The organism is Actinoplanes derwentensis (assembly GCF_900104725.1).
GTDB classification, from domain to species: Bacteria; Actinomycetota; Actinomycetes; order Mycobacteriales; family Micromonosporaceae; genus Actinoplanes; species Actinoplanes derwentensis.
On record NZ_LT629758.1, the window covers coordinates 4,854,268 to 4,873,753 of the forward strand.

Below are 19,486 nucleotides of genomic sequence, written 5' to 3' on the forward strand. Positions count from 1 at the left end.
CCGGCGTTCTGGTCGCCGGCATAGCGTCAGTTCGGGGCCATTCATCCGGGAGCCGAGATGCTCTCCCGCAGAAGGTTGCCGTGCATGGCCGGCCCGCATTCAGGGCCGTGACGCCACCAGTCCGGAGGTTCTGCCATGACCATGTCAGACAACGACGTGACCGGCGCCGGGACGAGGGCCGCCCTGGAGGTGGCCGCTCGGGCATCGCTGCGCGCTCCGTCGGTCTTCAACACTCAGCCTTGGCGGTGGCGTCTGACCGGCGATGTGCTGGAGTTGTCATCCGACCCGGCTCGCCGGCTGGGAGTGACCGACGCTGAGGGGCGTCTGCTTCTGCTCAGCTGTGGCGGCGCGCTGCATCATGCAAAGGTGTCGCTGGCTGCCGCCGGCTGGCTCGCCGACGTACAGCGATTCCCGGATGAGGAGCGTCCGGACCTGCTCGCCCGGGTGCGGGTGACCGGGCCCACCGAACCGGATGTCGAGGCTGAACTACTGGCCGCCGCCATCAGCCGACGCCGCACCGACCGTCGTGCGTTCGGCGACCGCCGGGTGCCCGACGAGATCCTCACCCGCCTGCGCCGGCTCGTCGAAGCACAGGGGGCCTACCTGCACGTGGTACCCGATGAACGGGTGCCGGAACTGGCGATCTCCGTCGACGAGGCGGCCGATGCCAACTACTTCGACCCGGTCCACCGCGGGGAACTCAGCCACTGGACACACCGGCCGGCCTGGACCGGCGACGGTGTGCCGCCCGGCACCGCCGTCCAGCCCGGACTACGGCGGGTACCCGTCCGTAACTTCCTGCCCGACGGTTCGTCCGGTCTACTCCCCGGCGCCGACCATGACGAGGGAGCCACCTTCGTCATCGTCTTCGGCAGCACCGATCAACCGGCCGGTCTGCTGCGCGGCGGCGAAGCCATGTCGGCGCTGCTGCTGCGGGCAACCGCCGACGGCCTGGCGTCCGCGCCCATCAGTGAGGCCGTCGAAGTGGCGTGGCCCCGGCACCTGCTGGGACGGCTGCTCTCCGGGATCGGCGAGCCGTACCTGATCGTGCGGCTCGGCTACGTCGAGGCACCCGGCGACGTTCCGCCGACACCCCGCCGTTCACCCGCGGACGTGATCCTCATCGAGGACTGATCGGCCGCACGCGCTGCGATGGTCTCCCGGTTGGTGACACCTTCCGTCATCGTACGAAGGGAGGCTCCCCTCCTGACCTGGATGACTCCCGTTGCACACCGGTCCGGCCGCCACGGATCCGGCAGGGACGTTCGGCCCTACTCGGCGAGCCGGTCGCAGGTCTACCAACAAGTAAGAGGGACTTACCGCGAGCCAACGAGGGCGAGGATCGGATGTCCAGGTATGTGTACGACTTCATCAAGGGCAACAAGGGCCTCAAGGACCTGCTCGGCGGGAAGGGCGCCAACCTGGCCGAGATGACCCGGATGGGTCTGCCTGTTCCGCCCGGCTTCACCATCAGCACCGACGCGTGCCGCGAATACCTGCGTACCGGGTCGATGCCGGCGGGTCTGCTCGACGAGGTCGCGCAGCATCTGCGGATGGTCGAGGAGAAGACGGGCAGGCTGCTCGGGGACGCGCACGATCCGCTGCTGCTGTCGGTGCGTTCCGGTGGGAAGTTCTCGATGCCCGGCATGATGGAGACGATCCTCGACATCGGGCTACGCGACGCGAATGTCGTCGCGCTCGCCCGGCACAGTGGTGACGAGCGGTTCGCCTGGGACTCGTACCGGCGGCTGATCCAGATGTTCGGCAAGACCGTCTTCGACGTTCCCGGCGACGAGTTCGAGACGGAATTGGCGGCAGCTCGGGAGGCCGCGGGTGTGCGGTCGGACGCGGACCTGACCGCCGCACAGTTGCAGGATGTCGTCGGCGCGTACAAGAAGGTCTTCCACGCCCACACCGGCCGCGAGTTTCCGCAGGCTGCGCATGAGCAGTTGATCCTGGCCATCGCGTCGGTCTTCGAGTCCTGGAACGCCGAGCGGGCGGTGCTCTACCGGCGACAGGAACGGATTCCGCAGGATCTGGGCACGGCGGTGAACGTGATGGCGATGGTGTTCGGCAACCGTGGCGAGGATTCCGGGACCGGGGTGGCGTTCACTCGTGACCCCGCCACCGGGCGGCGCGGCGTCTACGGCGACTATCTGCGCAATGCGCAGGGCGAGGATGTCGTGGCCGGGATCCGCAACACGATGAGCCTGGACGACCTGGCCACGATCGACCCGAAAGCGCACCGTCAACTCTTGTCGATCATGGAGAGGCTGGAGCAGCGCTATCGGGACCTGTGTGACATCGAGTTCACGATCGAGAACGGAAAACTGTGGATGCTGCAGACCCGGGTCGGCAAACGGACCCCGGCCGCCGCGTTCGTGATCGCCGGACAACTCGTCGACGAGGGAACCATAACTCTCGACGAGGCACTGCAGCGGGTCACCGGTGAGCAGCTCGTCCACCTGATGTTCCCGAGCTTCGACACCACGGCCGCCCCGGAGCCACTGGCCACCGGAGTGCCGGCCTCACCGGGTGCGGCGGTGGGTGCGGTCGTCTTCGACTCCGCGGCCGCGGCCGCCGCGACCGGGCCGGTCATCCTGGTGCGGCGTGAGACCAACCCCGACGACCTGCCCGGCATGATCGCCGCGCAGGGCATCCTGACCAGCCGTGGCGGGAAGACATCCCATGCCGCGGTGGTCGCCCGCGGCATGGGCAGGACCTGCGTCTGCGGCGCCGAGGACCTCGAGATCGGAGCGGATTTCCTCACCGTACGCGGGCAAGTGATCCACGCCGGCGACGTCATCTCCGTCGACGGCACCACCGGCCACATCTTCGCCGGGTCCGTGCCGGTACGGCCCTCCCCCGTCGTGCGCTACTTCGAGGGCGAACTGTCCCCGATGGGTGACCCGTTGCTCTCCGCAGTCCAGCGGCTCCTGGCCCACGCCGACCACGCCGCGCGTCTCGGCGTGCACGCCAACGCCGACACCGGGCTCGACGCCGAACGGGCACGCCGGTTCGGCGCGACCGGTGTGGGTCTCTGCCGTACCGAGCACATGTTCCTCGGCGACCGGCGGGTGCTTGTCGAACGGCTGATCCTCGCCGACGACGACGCCGAGCGCGATGCCGCCCTGGCGGCGCTGCTGCCGTTGCAGCGGGCCGACTTCGTCGAACTTTTCACCGCGATGGACGGCCTGCCGGTGACGATCAGGCTGATCGACCCGCCGTTGCACGAATTCCTGCCCCCGCTGGAGGAACTGACCGCCCGCGTCGCCCGCGCCGAGGCACTCGGCGAGGACCCGGGCCGCGACAGCGCCGTGCTGACGGCTGTGCGCCGCATGCACGAGGCCAACCCGATGCTCGGACTGCGCGGCGTACGTCTCGGCCTGGTCGTGCCCGGCCTCTTCGCCATGCAGGTCCGAGCGATCGCGGAGGCCGCCGCGGTGCGGGTCGCCGCCGGCGGCGACCCGCACCCGGAGATCATGATCCCGTTGGTCGGTGCGGTTCAGGAACTCGAGACGGTACGGGCGGAAGCCGAGTCCGTGCTCGCCACGGTGACCGGTACGCCGCCGATCCGGATCGGCACCATGATCGAGGTCCCGCGGGCCGCCCTCACCGCCGGCGAGATCGCCGAACACGCCGATTTCTTCTCCTTCGGCACCAACGACCTCACCCAGATGACCTGGGGGTTCTCCCGCGACGACGTCGAAGGCGCGTTCTTCGGCAAGTACCTGGAACTGGGCATCTTCGCCGCCTCACCGTTCGAGACCCTCGACACCGGTGGCGTCGGCGAACTCGTCCGCACCGCCGTCGAACGCGGCCGGGCCGCCCATCCCGGCTTGATCACCGGAGTCTGCGGAGAACACGGCGGCGATCCGGCCTCGATCCACTTCTTCCATCACGCCGGCCTCGACTACGTCTCCTGCTCCCCGTTCCGCGTCCCGATCGCCCGCCTCGAAGCCGGACGGGCCGCCACCACCGCGGCCGTCACCTCGGACAGCAGATAGAAACCTCCGGTGGGCCCGGTGGGTGGGTCCGCTGCCGGCACGGTTTCAGGCAACGCCGAAAACCGTGCCGGCCGTGAGGATCTCGCGATCGTCGATGTCGAACCGCAGCGAGTCGACGACCCCGACCACGCCGGAGACCTGGCGGGCGAATCGCACCGATCGGTCGACCGTCGACCGGTGCCCGACCCGGCCGGTGAGGGTCACCACGCCTTCCCGCACCTCAGCGGTCACCGGGTCGCCGTCGGCCTCGTCGCCGACAAGGCAGATGAGAAGAACGGCGAGCACGTCGGCGTGGATGTCGTCGTCGGGTCGTAGGTGAACCTTGAGCAGGTCGCCACGGGTGACGATGCCGACCAGACGGCCCAGGTCGTCCACCACCGGCAGGCGCTTCACCTGCTCTACGTCCATGATGCGGGCCGCCGCGGCGATCAGGGTGCCGGCTAGGACGAGCACCGGCGGGCTGCTCATCAGCTCACCGGCCGTTCCGGCAAGCGCCTTGGCCCGTTCTCCTCGACGACGACGGCTCTCGAAGAACCGGGCGTCCTCGTCGCCGGCGTACTCGATCTTGCGGAGCAGATCCGCCTCGGACACCACACCGGCCACCCGCTGAAAGCCGTCCACCACGGGCACTGCACTGAAACGGCGGCTGATCAGCAGATCCACCAGTTCACGGTAGGAGGCGGTGTCCGGCACCGACACGACCGCTCTGGTCATCACATCGTCCACGGTCCAGGTTTTCATCAGTCCCCCTCGGTACTCCCGGTTCACGCTAGAGCCGAGGCCTCCCGTGAAGCAGGGCCGAAGGACCCGAGGCCCAACTCCTGGCCGACGAGCACCCGCCTCGGCTCCGTAGGTCCCGGCCAGCCGACCGGCCGGGGGACCTTCGGCACTTACCGAGTCACGAGTCCGGGGCCAGGCTGGAGGCGACGAAGGAGGGGCCATGGCCGCCACCACATCCCACGAGGGCTGGCGAGGATTCCGCGGCACCGGATGGCGCGAGTCAGTCGATGTCAGCGCGTTCATCCACGACAACGTCGAGCCGTACACCGGCGGGCCCGTGTTCCTCACCGGGCCGACGCACCGGACCGAGCGGATCTGGAACGGGCTGCAGCGCATGTTCACCGCGGAACGACGCCGTGGCATCTACGACGTGGACACCCACACCCCGTCCACGATCACGTCGCACGAACCCGGCTATCTCGACCGGGACCACGAGCTGATCGTCGGCCTGCAGACCAGCGCGCCGCTGCGCCGGGCGATCATGCCGAACGGTGGGCTGCGGATGGTCGAGGCGGGCCTGGCGGCGTACGGCTACCGCCTCGACCCCGCAGTTCACAAGATCTTCAGCGAGTACCGCAAAACCCACAACGACGGCGTCTTCGATGCCTATCCCGCGGATGTGAAGGCCGCCCGGCGGTCGCACATCATCACCGGGCTGCCCGACGCGTACGGCCGTGGCCGGATAATCGGCGACTACCGGCGGGTCGCGCTGTACGGCGTGGACCGGCTCGTCAGCGAACGACAGGCCCGCAAGGCCGCCCTGGACGACCGGCTCTCCACCGACGCGGTGATCCGCGACCGGGAGGAACTCGCCGAGCAGATCCGCGCCCTGCAGGAGCTGCGGTTCATGGCGGACCGGTACGGCCATGACATCTCCCGGCCGGCCACGACCGGCCGCGAGGCGATCCAGTGGCTCTATTTCGCCTATCTGGCCGCCACCAAGGAACAGAACGGTGCGGCCATGTCGCTCGGGCGTACGGCGAGTTTCGTCGACGTCTTCCTGCAGCGCGACATCGCCGAAGGCACTCTTACCGAACAGCGGGCACAGGAGCTGATCGACGACTTCGTCATCAAGCTGCGGATCATCCGGTTCCTGCGCACCCCCGAGTACGACCAGTTGTTCTCCGGCGACCCGACCTGGGTGACCGAGGCTCTCGGTGGCATCGGGGACGACGGCCGGCCGCTGGTCACCCGTACCAGCTTCCGGTACCTGCAGACCCTCTACAACCTCGGCCCCGCCCCGGAACCGAACCTGACCGTGCTCTGGTCGCCCGCTCTGCCTGACGGGTTCAAACGGTTCTGCGCCCAGGTGTCGATCGACACCAGCGCCATCCAGTACGAGAACGACGATCTGATCCGGCCCGCCTACAGCGACGACACCGCGATCGCCTGCTGCGTGTCGGCCATGCGGGTCGGCAAGGACATGCAGTTCTTCGGCGCCCGCGCCAACCTGGCCAAGGCGCTGCTGTACGCGATCAACGGCGGCCGCGACGAGATGACCGGCGACCAGGTCGCCCCGGCCACCGCGCCGATCACCGACGACATCCTCGACTACGAGACCGTGTTCGCCGCGTACGACCGCACGCTCGACTGGCTCGCCGAGACCTACGTCGACGCGCTCAACGTCATCCACCACATGCACGACAAGTACGCGTACGAGCGCCTCCAGATGGCGCTTCACGATTACCCCGTGCACCGCTTCATGGCCACCGGCATCGCCGGTCTTTCGGTCGCCGCGGACAGCCTCGCCGCGATCCGGCACGCCCAGGTGAAGGTGCTGCGCGACGACAACGGGCTGGCTGTCGACTACGCCGTCGACGGTGACTTCCCGGCTTTCGGCAACAACGACGACCGGGTCGACGCGATCGCCGTGGATCTCGTCGAACGGTTCATGGACAAGATCCGCCGGCAGCCCACCTACCGCGACGCCGAGCCCAGTCTGTCCGTACTCACCATCACCTCGAACGTGGTGTACGGCACGCACACCGGCAACACGCCGGACGGCCGGCGGGCCGGTGAGCCGTTCGCACCCGGCGCCAACCCGATGAACGGCCGGGACTCCCACGGCATGGTCGCCGCCGCCCTGTCGGTCGCCAAGCTGCCGTACCGGTCGGCCCGCGACGGCATCTCGCTGACCATCACCGCCACTCCCGACGGTCTCGGGCACACCCGCACCGAACGGATCGGTAACCTGGCCGGCGTCCTCGACGGCTACACCGACGCCGGTGGCTTCCACATGAACGTCAACGTCCTCGACCGGGCCACTCTCGAGGACGCCATGGCCCACCCGGAGAAGTACCCGCACCTCACCATCCGCGTGTCCGGATACGCGGTGAACTTCGTCAGACTCACCGCCGAACAACAGCGTGACGTTCTCTCCCGTACCTTCCACGGATCACTGTGATGACCAGCCCCGGCCACACGCGCGGTCAGGTCCGGTGACGACGCTGGTACTGGCACCGGTGGAGGTGGCGTTGACCGTGATCGCCGCGGTCGACCTGTCACGCCGCCCGGCCGGGCGGATTCGCGGCCCGAAAGCAGTGTGGTGGCCCACCCTGTTCGTACAGCCGCTCGGACCGGTGCTGTATCGGGGATGGGGACGCCGAACCTGAGGTACCCCGGGCTTGGAGCAGGACTTTCGGCATCACCGGGCATGACCTGTTGCTCTGCCGATTCATATCGATACGAATCACGATGAAGGGAGAGATGGAGAAGGAGGAGCCATGCGAACTCCCACCATCGTCGTCGCCACCGACGGCGCCGCAACAGGCGAAGCGACAGTGCAGTGGGCGGCCCGCGAGGCCGCACGCCTGGACATGAGTCTTCGTGTCGTGCACGTGCTGGACTGGGACTGGAACACCGCCCGCTATCAGTTCGACGACGGCAGCTTCGAGATGGCCCGCAGCCTCGCCGAGAAGGTGACGGCAGCGGCGGCAGCGACTGCCCGTGCGGCGGCGCCGCTGGTCGAGGTCACGGAAGTGACCCTGATCGGCAATCCGGCCGCACGGCTGCTCGACGCGGCCGAGGCAGCGGAGTTGCTGGTTTTCGGCAGCCGAGGACACGGCGGCTTCGCCGGGCTGCTGCTCGGCGGGGTCAGTCAACGGCTCGCCACTCACGCCCCGTGCCCGGTGGTCGTCGTGCGAGGACGCGCCGACACCGCCGAAGGACCGGTGGCCGTCGGCGTCGACGACTCGGACACGAGCGACCACGTGGTGTCCACGGCGTTCGCCGCCGCAGACAGGCGCGGCACCGGCCTGGTCGCGGTCCGCACCTATCTGCCGGCCGTTCCGCTGTACTACGGCTATACCGTTCCGGCGGCCACGATCGCCACCCCGGAGCAGGACACCGCCGAACGTGCCCGCCTGGAGGAACAACTCGCGCCGTGGCGGGTCAAGTACCCGGACGTCGCGGTCGAGACCCTGGTGTCGCACGACAGCGCGGCCGGTGTGCTGGTCGGCGTCTCGCACGGCACACAGCTGGTGGTGGTCGGCAGTCGCGGCCACGGCGTGATCGTCGGCTCCATGCTCGGCTCGACCGGGCTGCAACTGCTGCACCACGCCGACTGCCCCGTCTACGTGGACCGCCCACGCAAGGAACATCGGTGACGGACTGGAACGCGCGTCCGGGCCCTGGCACCTGCCGCCGCCTAATACTGCAACGGCGGGTCGCCACTTCGTGTGGTTCTGAATCGTTTGCTGGGCGTGGTGACGGCTGAACAGGTAGGCGGCTGGGACGATGACCTCTGGGATTTCTTCCTGGGGTTTTCGCATTGGTTCAGCCGGGCGGATGTCCGGTGGCAGGCGTGGAAGTATCTGCGGGGGTTGATGGCGCCGATCGAGCGGCGTAGTGGCTGGAGTCTGGCCGAGCATGCCGGTGACGCGACGCCGGACAAGATGCAGGGTTTGCTGGTCAGCCGGTGTCTGGACCGGGACAAGCTGCGTGATGAGGTGCGGTCCGCGCTGGTGGCGGCGATCGGCGATGAGGCCGGGGTGCTGGTCGCTGACGAGACCGGCTTCATCAAGAAGGGAAGATCATCGGCCGGTGTTCAAAGGCAGTACACCGGAACGACCGGGAAGATCGACAACTGCCAGCTCGGGGTGTTCCTGACCTACCACACCCGGCATGGGCGGGCACACGTCGACCGGGAGTTGTACCTGCCGAAGTCCTGGACCGACGACCGGGACCGGTGCCGGCGTGCGCACATCGGCGACGACGTCCCGTTCGCCACCAAACCCGAGCAGGCCAGGTCCATGCTGGAACGTGCGGTCGACGCGAAGGTGCCGTTCGCCTGGTTCACCGGCGACGAGGCGTACGGCCAGAACCGGGCACTGCGCGAATGGTGTGAACAGCAGGACATTCACTATGTGCTGGCCACCCGTAAGGATCATGAGGTCGCGTCCGGGCTGCACACCACCACCCGCGTCGACGCGTTGATCGGCAAGGTCCGGGCCGGGGCCTGGCGGCGGATGTCCTGCGGTGACGGCGCCCACGGCCCGCGTGTCTACGACTGGACGAGTGTCCCGATCCGCACCGAGTTCGAGCATGGCCGGCGTGGCTGGGTGCTGGCCCGGCGCAGCATCAGCAGCGGCGAACTGGCGTACTACGTGTGCTTCGGCCCGCGCGGCACCCGGCTGCGCAGGCTGGTGGCCACGGCGGGCGCGAGGTGGGCGGTCGAGGAATCGTTCCAGATCGCGAAGAACGAGGCCGGCATGGACCAGTACCAGTTCCGCCGCTACGACGCCTGGTACGCCCACATCACCCTGTCCATGGCCGCCGCCGCGTTCCTGACCATCACCCGCGCCCGCGAAGCCGAAAAGGGGGCACCACCGGCGACCACGGCCAGGACGGCCTGATCCCACTGACCGTCAAAGAGATCAGACACCTACTCGCCGTCCTGATCCTGACCGCGAAGAACACCACCAAGCATGCCTTGGCCTGGTCGAACTTCCGACGACGTTGCAACCACCGCGCCCGAACTGCCCACTACCGCAAACGACTCAGCACGCTCGGAAGCTACGAGCCGCCGTAGCAGTACTAAGCCGCCAAGCGGCATAGGCGGCGGCAGCATGCTGCCGGGGCACCGGAGCGGGCCCGCCTGCAGCAGATCCCCCACAGCACGGCCCCAGCTACGTCATCGCCCTACTTTCTGGACCATGAGCAGGAGTTCATCACTCCCAGCCGTCGGCCCGAGCAGATGCGCCACGCGCCGGACAGCGTCGCTTGCCGCCACCACCACGGTGTCCTGCTGTCGTGGCGGCATCCAGATCCCCGGCGACCCGCAATTGCAGCGTGCGGTCATCGCGGCTGATGATCACCTGCAGGCGCCGTCTGGCACCGTCCAGCCGGTGACAGACCCTGATCAGGGCGCTACCTCAGATGCCTTTCCCGGGCCACCAGCAGCGGAGCACCACCGGTCGAATCGCCGCGACCGCGGCCGCGATCCGACGTCCGGGATCGCGCAACAGCCGGGACGAGAAGGACCGGGCAGAGCCGACGTCCGGTGGACGTGACGCCACCGGACCGATACAGGGCCTCGACCGCCCAGCCCTTGTGGCCCATGCCGGCCACGAGCAGGCGGCCCCGCCAGGCTGCCCGCTCCACGGTATAGGCGATCTCGGCCTCACTGATGAGCAGTCGAGTGACCGGGACGCTCGGCCGTATGGAGCCGCACGCGTTCAGCGCCGCGTCCAGCAGGTTTTCGCCCGCGGTCCGGTCGGCGTCGCGGCCGGCCGGACCGTGTTCAGGCTTCCATACGTGCACCGCAGTCAATGTTCCGCCCGTGTACGCCGCCGCTTCATAGGCTCGTGCCAGGGTCGTTCCGGGTCCACCGGACACGGCGACGATCACCGGCCCCCGGGAGGGAACGCGCCCTCGGCTGACCAGCAGTGGGCAGGCGCTGTGGTGAGCCAGATAGGCAGCGGTCGACCCCCATCCGTGGTGGGCCGACGTATCGTCGCGGTGCCCGACCACCAGCAGGGATGCCCGAGCGGACCATCTCAGCAGCGCTTCGGCCGCGCCCTCGTCCATCAACGCGGGCACGACCGTCAAGTGCGGTTCGGTGTGCCGCGCCCGGCGGGCGGCGAGGTCGAGAAGCCGCACGCCCTCGGTCCGGCCCGATACGGTCACCCGGGACTTCGGGGCCTCGAAGTGCCGGCCCGGCCAGGCGTGCGCGACCACCAGCGGCACGCGGCGGTGCGCGGCTTCGGCGGCGGCAAGATCGACGGCATGCAGTGCGGCGGACGTGCCGTCGACGCCGACCACCACGGGCAGCTTCTCCTGAACCGGCACGATGCTGTTCATAGTCGAACGCTAAACCGCCCGGAACTCGCCACAGCACTGCCGACCGGCAGTACCCGGCAGTCCGGTAGCCCCGTGGCACTCGTCGACGCTGCCCCGCTCCGGGTCGCCGAGCCGGTGGCCCGTACCCGGTCGGGCCCGACGCCGCCGCAGCGGCGTATCGCCGCGCTCGGCCGGATGCTCGACCTGACGGCTGTCGCGGGCGGACGGCGCCGGCCGTGGGCGACCAGACGCAGAGCGAGGGCGCCGACCAACCGCATGGCCAGCAGAACCACGACGATCACGAGAAGCGCTTTCATGGCCGGCTCCGGTTTCGGTGGGGAGAAACGTACGGCGGTCAGCCGACCTGGAACACCGGGCAGTGGGCGCGATGCGGCAGTACATGGCTGGCTGCCGTCAGCAGAGGTCCGGGAACAGCCCCATGTCCGTGCCGGGCGATCACCACTGCGGCTGCTTTGTCGGACGCCTCGATCAGCGCCGTGACCGGATCCCCGGAGATGATCTTGTGATGGACCGGTACCGCCGAGCGCGGGTCGAGGCGGTGGGCCAGGTTCGTGCCGTCGCCGGCGAGATGCAGAATGGTGACGTCGCAACCGCGGACCTGTGCCTCGGCAAGGGCGTATTCCACAGCGGCCCGAGACGGCGCGGAGCCGTCGACGGCCACCACGACCGGGCGGCTGCCCCATTCGGGACCGACCGGCCAGCCGGGCATTCGTACGACCAGGACCGGACCGGAGTGTTGTCGCCCGACCCGGTCGGCGACGCTGCGGCCGAAGGCGGTCGCCGTGGCACCGTGGCGGTGACCGACCACGAGCAGGGCGGCGTCCCCGGCTTCGGTGAGCAGTTGCTGCGCCGGGTCGGACCCGACGAGAAGCCGGCCGGTCACGGGAGTACCGGGGTTGCTGGCGCGCACGCGGTCGGTGAGCCGGCGTAGCAACCGCTCTCCGGCATCGTCCTTCCCGCTGCGCTGGACATGGACGATGCGCAGGGCCCAGCCGTGCAGTTCGGCTTCGATCGCGGCGTGGTCGACGGCGATGTAGCTGATCGGGTCGTCGTCGACACCGACCACGATCACACCGGCGGCCGGCGGCCCCGTGGTCTCGGTATCGGGATACTCGGCGATGACCGGTACGGCCGTGTACGGGTCGGGGTAGCCGGCCGCCCCGAGGTAACGGTTGATCGCATCGCCGAAGCGGGTGGGTCGTCGCAGGTCGGCAGTGTGCCGGCGAGCTTCGGTTTCCGCCGTGGTCCTGTCGATGTCAGTCATGACGGCACCTCCGAGCAATACCTGGACGCCGGTGGGACCACCGGTGCTTGTATCTCCAGTGCACGCCGACGGCGGCCCGGACGGCAGGGCCGTCGGGCCCGACAAGTCGGGACTTCGCCAGATTCACTGTCGGGTCGTATGCCCTGCCGGCCGCCTGCGAGTACCTCGTCGGCTCCTCAGTCGGTGGGTGCGGCGGGCCGACGGCGTAGCCGGGTTCGGTAGATCTCGTCGACGCCCCAGACGAGCACGGGGAACGGCGCCAGGAAGGCCAGTTCGGCGAGGGTGAGTGCGGCGGTGCCAAAGATCGCCTGCAGCGGCGGGAGGTAGATCAGCGCGGCGGCGAACACCACCTCGAACAGGATGCCGCCGAGCAGCGGTCGGTTGCTGAACACGCCGATGGTGCGCAGCGCGGCGTGGTCGGTGCGCGAGGCCATGGCGGTGCCGATCTGGCAGGCGACGATTCCGGCGAACGTCATAGTGGTGGCGCGGGCGTAGGTCGTGTCGGTCAGTTCGGCGCCTGGCTGCCATCCGGCCCGCCACAACACCCAGAAGAAGCCCGTCATCACCAGGATCGCCGAGGTCACCCCGAGAAGCCCCCATGCCCGCAGCAGCAGCCGCCGGTCGATGACGCCCGCTGTCCGTGAGCGCGGCGGGCGGTCCATCAGCCCCGGCTCGGCCTTTTCCCGGCCCAGCGCGAGGGCGGGCAGGGTTTCGGTGCCCAGGTCGATCGCCAGGATCTGCAGCACCGTCAACGGCAGCGGTACCGCACCGCCGGACAGGGCGAAGATCAGGAACGGAACGACTTCGGGTACGGCGTGGGCGAAGATGTAGAGCACGAACTTGCGGACGTTGTCGTAGACGCGCCGCCCGGCTTCGACGGCTCGTACGATCGTGGCGAAGTTGTCGTCGGTGAGGACCATCGTCGCGGCCTCGCGGGCGACATCGGTGCCGGAGCGGCCCATCGCGACGCCGATGTCAGCGTGCCGCAGGGCCGGGGCGTCGTTGACGCCGTCGCCGGTCATCGCCACGACGTGACCCTCGGACCGCAGCGCCTCGCAGATGCGCAGTTTGCTCTCCGGCGACGACCGGGCGAAGACGATCTCCTGCCGCTCCCGCAGCAACCGGTCCAGGTCGGCGTCGCTCATCTGCTCGAGTTCGGTGCCGGTGACCACGCGCGGGCGGCCGCCGCCGATACCGACCCGGACGGCGATCTCCGCGGCGGTGGGGCCGTAGTCCCCGGTGATGACGTGCACGGTGATCCCGGCCCGGTGGGCGGCGGCGACCGCCGCCGACACCGCCTCGCGGGGCGGGTCGACCATGGCCACCAGCCCGAGCAGAGTCAGGTCCGCTTCCGCGACGTCACGGCCGGCCGCGAGTACCTGAGCGTCAGCGGTACGGCGGGCGACCGCGAGCACACGCAAGCCGGCGGTCGCGAACCGGTCGACAGCTGCCGTCACGTCGACGCGCACCGGATCGGTAAGCGCAGTCACACACCCGGCATCATCGATGACGCGGGTGCACAACGGCAGGATCGACTCGGGTGCCCCTTTGGTGTGCAGCCGGCCGCCGGTCACCGTGGACATGCGTTTGGTGCGCGGGTCGAAGGAGTACAGGATGTCGCGGGAGGCGTCGCGGTCCACCGCCCGCACAGGTGCACCCAGCGACTCCGCGAGCCGCAGCAACGCCACCTCGGTGGGATCGCCGCTGTCGGCCGGCGCCCCGTCGCCGGCCTGATGGGCGGTGGTGCAGATGGCGGCGGCGACGGCGAGGTCGCGGGCACGGGCGTCACCGCCGGCGGCGGTCGCGTCCTGGTCGCCGTCGGCGAGCCACAGCCGGGTGACCCGCATCCGGTTCTCGGTGAGGGTGCCAGTCTTGTCGGTGCAGATCACCGTCGTCGACCCGAGCGTTTCCACGGCGGAGAGCCGTTTGACGACGGCGCCCGCCTTCGCGAGTTCGCGGACTCCGGCGGCGAGGGCGAGGGTGATGATGGGTAGCAGGCCCTCCGGTACGTTCGCCACGATCAGTCCGATGGAGAAGCTGATCGCCGCGGCCCAGCCGAGCCCGGCGAGTACACCGATCGGCAGGAACACGGCACCGGCGGAGACGGCGACGATCGCGATGACCCAGGTGGCCCGGCGCACCTGCCGTTCCAGCGGGCTTGGTTCGGGCCGGCCCCGTTGCGACAGCGCGGCGATCCGGCCGAGTTCGCTGTGCATTCCGGTGTGGGTGACCACGGCCCGGGCCTGACCCGCCGTGCAGGACGTGCCGCTGAAGACGAGTTCCCGCGCTTCCAGCAGCGGTCCGGGCACGAGTTCGGTGTCGGCGGTGCGGGTGGCGGGCGCCGATTCGCCGTTGAGCGACGACAGGTCGACCGCCAGGATTCCGTCGATCAGGCGGCCGTCGGCGCAGATCCGGTCACCTTCGGTGATCTCCATGACGTCGCCGGGTACCAGGTCCCGGGCGGGCACCTCGACGAGGACTCCGTCGCGCAAGACCCGTGCGGATACCGGCAGGTAGGCGGCCAGCGCCTCCACGGCCCGCTCAGCTTGGCGTTCCTGGACGAAGGCGAACGCGGCGTTGAGCAGGATGACGGCGATCACCGCGACCGCAAGCGCGGGCGCATGCCCGGCCCAGGCCAGCACTGCGGCGATCATCAGCAGTACCGCCAGCGGCTGGGTGAACTGGGCGAGCAGCTGCCGCGGCCACTGTCGCTGGTGGCGGCGGGAGAGCTCGTTGGGGCCGTACACGGTCAGCCGGCGTGCTGCCTCCCTGGAGCGAAGCCCTGTCGGCGTGGAACGCAGATGCCGGAAGAGCTCGGTTGGTGGTTGGCGTTCGTCGACCTCGGCCGGAGCCGCCATCGTTTGTGCCATGCCCCTCAGCGTTCGCCTGCCCTCCCGCACACGTCAGAGCCATTGGTCCCACATCGATGGGTGACGCCAGTAAGGCACAGGCCGTTCGGCCTACCCGGAGGGGACCGCTGGCTCCTACCACCACGGCTTTCCCGGCGAATAGTCAGACTTGGATGTATCGATACTGAGGAGGACACCATGACAACGGTCGGCCACAGCACGGCAACACCCCTCGAACCGGTCCCGGCGCCTGGCTCGATGCTCACCGTCAATGCGGCCCGCGGGCTCGCGGTCCTACGGATTTCGCTCGGCTTCGTCTTCCTGTGGGCGTTCTTCGACAAGCTTTTCGGATGGAACTACGCCACCCCGGCCGAGCGGGCCTGGATCAACGGCGGCTCCCCCACCAAGGGATTCCTGTCCGGCGTCGACGTCGGCCCCTTCCCGGGCTTCTTCACCGGCATCGCCGGACAGGCCTGGGCCGACTGGCTGTTCATGCTCGGCCTTCTGGGCGTCGGCGCCGCCCTGGTTCTCGGCATCGGCCTGCGCCTGGCCGCGGGGGCCGGCGCCCTGATGATGCTCCTGATGTGGTTCGCCGAGTTCCCGCCCGCCCGGACCACCGGTGCCGGCGAGGCGACACACTCGACCAACCCGATCATGGACTATCACCTCGTGTACGCCCTCAGCGCGATCGTCACCGCGCTCACCTACGCCGGGCACACCTGGGGCCTCGGCCGTCAGTGGGCGAAACTGCCCTTCGTGCAGCACAACCGCTGGCTGATCTGACCGCCATCGTCTGCGGCCGGGGATCACATCGATCCCCGGCCGAAGGCCTGTCCGCACGGCCTCCACCCCTTCCTTGTCACTGGAGGCGAATCGCCACCGCTGTGGTACCGGTCGTCTCAGGCAAAGAAGAACGACACGAGACGATCGTCAGTCGCCGGGCCCGTGTGCCGGGGCTGTCGTGTCGAGGACTTGCAGACGTCGCGCGTACTCATCGTCGTCGATGTCGCCGCGCGCGAACCGTTCGGCGAGCATCTGCTGCGGCCCAGTTCCATGTGCCACCGGCCTCCTGTGGTGCAGGTCCCGGCCGGCATAACGGGCCATCGCGACGACACCGGCGACTATCAGCCCCCAGAACAGCAGGCTGTTCACGATCATGAAGAACATGCCCCACCCGTTCATGCCGTTGCCGTAATACATCATCGTGATCTCCTCAGATGTCGCTCGGGTGGCTGACGCTGCATGAACCGGCCGTCAGGTGTGGTGGTGGCCGGGCTTCGGGCGGCTAGCAGATCTCCGCCCTCTCCGGGGGAGACACCTTCACCGTGCTCAGGACCGCCCCGCATCTGGTACCGCTCAACGGCACCTCATGGAGAGCCGAAGGCCCTGTCTTCAGCGGGCGGGGCCCGACAAGATCGGACGACGGGCTCTACGGGGTGGGCTACGGCCCGGCCAGCGTTCCGATCGCCTGAAGCAACGGCCGAGCGTCGCCGGCATGCACCGGGGACAGGTCCCGGCCGTGGCATGATCCTGGCGTCGCCGACTACCCGCAGGGACATTTTCCCGCGTGACACCAGGGGCGATAGGCCCTACGCCTCATCGCCCGGTCGGCCTAGGTTGAAGCGTGGGACGCCACATGTCAGCCACCCGGCTGGCCGCTGCGGCTGCTCTGGAGGTGAACGCATGAACACCTCAGCAACGCCCCGCATCGTCGTCGGTGTGAGCGGGTCACCGGCCAGCCTCCGGGCGGTCGAAGAGGCCGCCCGTGCGGCACAGAGCCGCGCCTTGCCTCTGCATCTGGCGCATGTGTTCAACTGGCTGCCGGACGCCACCGGCGATCCGAGTGCTGCCCGGAGCATGCTGCGGCAGGCGGCGGTCGCTGCGGTCCGTATCGCGCCGGCCCTCGACATCACCACCGAACTGGTGGAGGGCCGTCCACTGACCGGCCTGTTGCGCCTTTCCCGGCGTGCGGCGCTCACGGTCATCGGCGACGGGAATCTGAACGACCTGACCTGCATGCCTCGGGACGCGATCGCCGTGCAACTCACCGCGCGCGGCTTCGGCAGTGTCGTGGTCACCAGGGCATGGCCTGTCCCGGATGGTCCGGTCCTGGTCGGGGTGGATGGCTCTGCTGCGGCAGAGCCGGTTCTCGACTTTGCGTTCGACGCGGCCGCACACCGGCGGCAGGGGCTGCTGGTCGTGCACGTGCTCGAATCCGGGGACCGCACGGACGCCCTTGACCAGATGGTCGCCTCGCGGGCGCTGGCGTCCGGCGTCGACGCGCGACTGCGCGTCCTGGACGGCGACCCGACCACGGTGATGGCCCGGCAATCGCATGAGGCGTCGCTGATCGTCGTAGGCGCTCGTGGCCGATCGCCCTACCACGGGCTACTGGGGTCGGTCACCCAGACGCTGCTGCACCACGGCCCCGCATCGGTCGCCGTCATCCGCGGCGCCGTGCCCGAGTCACGCCGGCCCGCACGTAGCGATGCGACCCCGAGACGCCGCGCCATCGTTTGCGCCCGGGTGCCCGAGGCTGCGGCCGGAACCCGGGAGGCGACGCCGGTGTAGCGTCGCCTCCCGGGGTCGTCAGCACTGCCAGGTGCGCAGCTTCTGGTCGACGAACCCGTTGGTGTCGGTCATCGCGCCGATTCCGACGTCCTTGGCGAAGGTGACGCGTTTGCCCTTGTCGTAGACGGCGCCGCCCTGGGTGAGGACCAGGCCACCGGGGCTGACGTTGTTCCCGACGTCGTCGTTGTCGACTTTCGCGACGAGCTTGCCGGTGGCGACGTTCCAGAGGCCCGTCTCCGGGTCCCGGGCGGCGCCGGGGGCATCGTCCCAGAGGCCGCCGGTCACCCAGGCGCCATCGCTGCTGATGCTGTAGCCCGCGCTGGAGTAGCCGGCCGGGGTCTCCAACTGGCGGCCCTTTCCGGTGCGATCCCAGACGTACGCCAGGGTGCCGTCTTCGGCGGTCCCCTGCGGGAGGCTCTGCATGCCCTCGGTCTCGTAGCCCTTCTTGCCCGCCCGATTACGCAGAACCCCGGCGATGGTGCCGTTGTCGGCGATGATGTCGGAGTCGGCGTTCGTCGGCAGGGGCAGCCGCTCGGGTTTCGCCGAGCCGGCTGGCCAGAGCAGGATGACGGCGCCGCGCCCCTCGATGTTCTCCTTGGGCTGGACGGTGGCGAGGACCTCGCCCGCCGTATTGATCTGCGGCCAGCCGAGGGTGTTCCAGTGGCCGGGCGGCGTCTGGAGCTCAGTGATCTTGCCGTCGGCGTAACGGAAGAAGGTGTCGGGGCCGCTTCCGCCGTCGGAGCCGCGTCCCACGGCGACCCCCGAGGAGTTGACGTCGATCAACTCGGCCGAGTCCTCCGGGTAGGAGACCCGGTGAACCTTGCCGTCGGCCCAGAAGAGGGGAATGAAGTCCTGGCCCTTCGAGCCGTGGCCGACGACATACCGGCCGGTCGGGTCGGTGGAGACGACCACGGGGTCCCCAACGTTCTTCGGCTTCTCCAGCACACCGGTCGTCTTGCACGTCAAAGCGGGCGGGACCGCCGACGGGGTGCTCGGGGCCGCGGGCAGCTGGACCCCGGTGTTCCGGTCATCGGGCGTCAGGGCGGGCACCGCGACGAGCAGTCCGAGACTGACCACCGCCGCCGCGGACACGGTTGCCGTCCGGCGCCGGCGGACCTTGCGTACGCCCTCGGCGACCACCTGGTCCATCACCAGGTCCATCGGGGGCACCGCGACCTCGTTCAGGCGTTCGCGGAGCAGTTGTTCATCGCTCACGATGGGACTCGCACTTCTGTCTGGAGGACCTCGCGCAGGATGGCAAGGCCACGGGAACACTGGCTCTTGACGGTGCTCGGCGAGCATTGAAGGGCCTCGGCGGCCTGCTCGACCGACAGGTCGTCGTAGTAGCGCAACACGATCGCCGCGCGTTGCTTGTTCGGCAGGGTCCGCAGGGCCGCCATCAGCGCGTCGCGTTCCTCGACGGCCGCCTGCGGCCCCGCCGGGGTGTCCGGCAGCCGGTCACCGAGCAGCACCCCGAACCACTTGCGTCGGCGCTCGTCCAGATAGCGGCGCACCAGGATTCGGTGCAGGTAGCCGTCGGCGTTCTCCATGACCGTGTTGCGCTTCCACTGGACGAAAAGTGTCGTCACGGCGGACTGGACGATGTCCTCCGCAAGATGCTTGTCGCCGCACAGCAGGTACGCGGTGCGGTGCAGGCGTGGCAGCCGGCCGGAAACGAACTCGACGAACTCCCGGACTCTCTCGGGCCGCATCCT

General features: G+C 69.3%; 15 protein-coding genes. 8 read left to right on the forward strand and 7 right to left on the reverse strand.

Annotated features, from left to right (window positions below):
* Positions 1–135 precede the first annotated feature (135 nt).
* Positions 136–1,134 carry an Acg family FMN-binding oxidoreductase gene (locus BLU81_RS21590; protein ID WP_231954691.1) on the forward strand — a complete coding sequence of 333 codons (999 nt, stop codon included), beginning with the start codon at positions 136–138 and terminating at the stop codon, positions 1,132–1,134.
* Between the two features lie 212 nt (positions 1,135–1,346).
* Complete coding sequence (gene ppdK, locus BLU81_RS21595) at positions 1,347–4,007, forward strand: pyruvate, phosphate dikinase (protein ID WP_092546329.1); 2,661 nt, start codon at positions 1,347–1,349, stop codon at positions 4,005–4,007.
* 45 nt (positions 4,008–4,052) lie between these two features.
* On the opposite strand, the gene BLU81_RS21600 is transcribed toward ppdK, so the two are convergent.
* Positions 4,053–4,748 carry a CBS domain-containing protein gene (locus BLU81_RS21600; protein ID WP_092546330.1) on the reverse strand — a complete coding sequence of 232 codons (696 nt, stop codon included), beginning with the start codon at positions 4,746–4,748 and terminating at the stop codon, positions 4,053–4,055.
* Between the two features lie 199 nt (positions 4,749–4,947).
* Here BLU81_RS21600 and pflB point away from each other — a divergent pair, with 199 nt between their 5' ends.
* The 4 genes from pflB (at position 4,948) to BLU81_RS21615 (ending at position 9,640) form a co-directional block, all read left to right on the forward strand.
* The gene (pflB, locus tag BLU81_RS21605; protein ID WP_092546331.1) at positions 4,948–7,191 is read left to right on the forward strand and encodes a formate C-acetyltransferase; all 2,244 of its coding nucleotides are present in this window, start codon (positions 4,948–4,950) and stop codon (positions 7,189–7,191) included.
* Between the two features lie 34 nt (positions 7,192–7,225).
* Positions 7,226–7,399 (forward strand): PLDc N-terminal domain-containing protein, encoded by a 174-nt coding sequence (locus tag BLU81_RS49255; protein WP_172890593.1) that lies wholly within the window; start codon positions 7,226–7,228, stop codon positions 7,397–7,399.
* 111 nt (positions 7,400–7,510) lie between these two features.
* A complete protein-coding gene (locus BLU81_RS21610) occupies positions 7,511–8,392 on the forward strand; it encodes a universal stress protein (RefSeq protein WP_092546332.1) in 882 nt (293 codons plus the stop codon).
* Between the two features lie 150 nt (positions 8,393–8,542).
* Positions 8,543–9,640, forward strand: coding sequence for an IS701 family transposase (locus BLU81_RS21615; protein ID WP_092557431.1), 1,098 nt, complete (start codon positions 8,543–8,545; stop codon positions 9,638–9,640).
* Positions 9,641–10,154: 514 nt separating this feature from the next.
* Here BLU81_RS21615 and BLU81_RS21625 read toward each other — a convergent pair.
* The 3 genes from BLU81_RS21625 to BLU81_RS21635 all read right to left on the reverse strand — a co-directional run bounded on the left by BLU81_RS21625 (position 10,155) and on the right by BLU81_RS21635 (position 15,221).
* A complete protein-coding gene (locus BLU81_RS21625) occupies positions 10,155–11,087 on the reverse strand; it encodes a universal stress protein (RefSeq protein ID WP_092546333.1) in 933 nt (310 codons plus the stop codon).
* A 334-nt stretch (positions 11,088–11,421) separates the two neighbouring features.
* A complete protein-coding gene (locus BLU81_RS21630; protein WP_092546334.1) occupies positions 11,422–12,351 on the reverse strand; it encodes a universal stress protein in 930 nt (309 codons plus the stop codon).
* A 176-nt stretch (positions 12,352–12,527) separates the two neighbouring features.
* A complete protein-coding gene (locus BLU81_RS21635; protein ID WP_231954692.1) occupies positions 12,528–15,221 on the reverse strand; it encodes a cation-translocating P-type ATPase in 2,694 nt (897 codons plus the stop codon).
* Positions 15,222–15,458: 237 nt separating this feature from the next.
* Here BLU81_RS21635 and BLU81_RS21640 point away from each other — a divergent pair, with 237 nt between their 5' ends.
* Complete coding sequence (locus BLU81_RS21640; protein WP_231954805.1) at positions 15,459–15,983, forward strand: DoxX family protein; 525 nt, start codon at positions 15,459–15,461, stop codon at positions 15,981–15,983.
* A 147-nt stretch (positions 15,984–16,130) separates the two neighbouring features.
* Here BLU81_RS21640 and BLU81_RS21645 read toward each other — a convergent pair whose 3' ends face one another.
* The gene (locus BLU81_RS21645; RefSeq protein ID WP_092546337.1) at positions 16,131–16,403 is read right to left on the reverse strand and encodes an SHOCT domain-containing protein; all 273 of its coding nucleotides are present in this window, start codon (positions 16,401–16,403) and stop codon (positions 16,131–16,133) included.
* Positions 16,404–16,883: 480 nt separating this feature from the next.
* On the opposite strand from BLU81_RS21645, the gene BLU81_RS21650 reads away from it, so the two are divergent.
* Entirely contained in the window at positions 16,884–17,771 is an 888-nt protein-coding gene (locus tag BLU81_RS21650) for a universal stress protein (protein ID WP_172890594.1), read from the forward strand.
* 18 nt (positions 17,772–17,789) lie between these two features.
* Here the strand turns inward: BLU81_RS21650 and BLU81_RS21655 are convergent, their stop codons facing one another.
* Both BLU81_RS21655 and BLU81_RS21660 read right to left on the reverse strand, forming a co-directional pair.
* The gene (locus BLU81_RS21655) at positions 17,790–18,986 is read right to left on the reverse strand and encodes a hypothetical protein (RefSeq protein WP_092546339.1); all 1,197 of its coding nucleotides are present in this window, start codon (positions 18,984–18,986) and stop codon (positions 17,790–17,792) included.
* Positions 18,983–19,483 carry a SigE family RNA polymerase sigma factor gene (locus BLU81_RS21660; RefSeq protein WP_092546340.1) on the reverse strand — a complete coding sequence of 167 codons (501 nt, stop codon included), beginning with the start codon at positions 19,481–19,483 and terminating at the stop codon, positions 18,983–18,985. The genes BLU81_RS21655 and BLU81_RS21660 overlap by 4 nt, the downstream gene beginning before the upstream one ends.
* Between the last annotated feature and the right edge of the window lie 3 nt (positions 19,484–19,486).

What these genes read in the sequence shown, in the direction of transcription:
- BLU81_RS21645 (WP_092546337.1), bottom strand. Translation starts at nt 16,403, where the DNA reads ATGATGTATTACGGCAACGGCATGAACGGGTGGGGCATGTTCTTCATG.
- BLU81_RS21590 (WP_231954691.1), top strand. Translation starts at nt 136, where the DNA reads ATGACCATGTCAGACAACGACGTGACCGGCGCCGGGACGAGGGCCGCC.
- BLU81_RS21625 (WP_092546333.1), bottom strand. Translation starts at nt 11,087, where the DNA reads ATGAACAGCATCGTGCCGGTTCAGGAGAAGCTGCCCGTGGTGGTCGGC.
- BLU81_RS21610 (WP_092546332.1), top strand. Translation starts at nt 7,511, where the DNA reads ATGCGAACTCCCACCATCGTCGTCGCCACCGACGGCGCCGCAACAGGC.
- BLU81_RS21660 (WP_092546340.1), bottom strand. Translation starts at nt 19,483, where the DNA reads ATGCGGCCCGAGAGAGTCCGGGAGTTCGTCGAGTTCGTTTCCGGCCGG.
- BLU81_RS21630 (WP_092546334.1), bottom strand. Translation starts at nt 12,351, where the DNA reads ATGACTGACATCGACAGGACCACGGCGGAAACCGAAGCTCGCCGGCAC.
- pflB (WP_092546331.1), top strand. Translation starts at nt 4,948, where the DNA reads ATGGCCGCCACCACATCCCACGAGGGCTGGCGAGGATTCCGCGGCACC.
- BLU81_RS21650 (WP_172890594.1), top strand. Translation starts at nt 16,884, where the DNA reads ATGAACACCTCAGCAACGCCCCGCATCGTCGTCGGTGTGAGCGGGTCA.
- ppdK (WP_092546329.1), top strand. Translation starts at nt 1,347, where the DNA reads ATGTCCAGGTATGTGTACGACTTCATCAAGGGCAACAAGGGCCTCAAG.
- BLU81_RS21640 (WP_231954805.1), top strand. Translation starts at nt 15,459, where the DNA reads ATGCTCACCGTCAATGCGGCCCGCGGGCTCGCGGTCCTACGGATTTCG.
- BLU81_RS21600 (WP_092546330.1), bottom strand. Translation starts at nt 4,748, where the DNA reads ATGAAAACCTGGACCGTGGACGATGTGATGACCAGAGCGGTCGTGTCG.
- BLU81_RS21635 (WP_231954692.1), bottom strand. Translation starts at nt 15,221, where the DNA reads ATGGCACAAACGATGGCGGCTCCGGCCGAGGTCGACGAACGCCAACCA.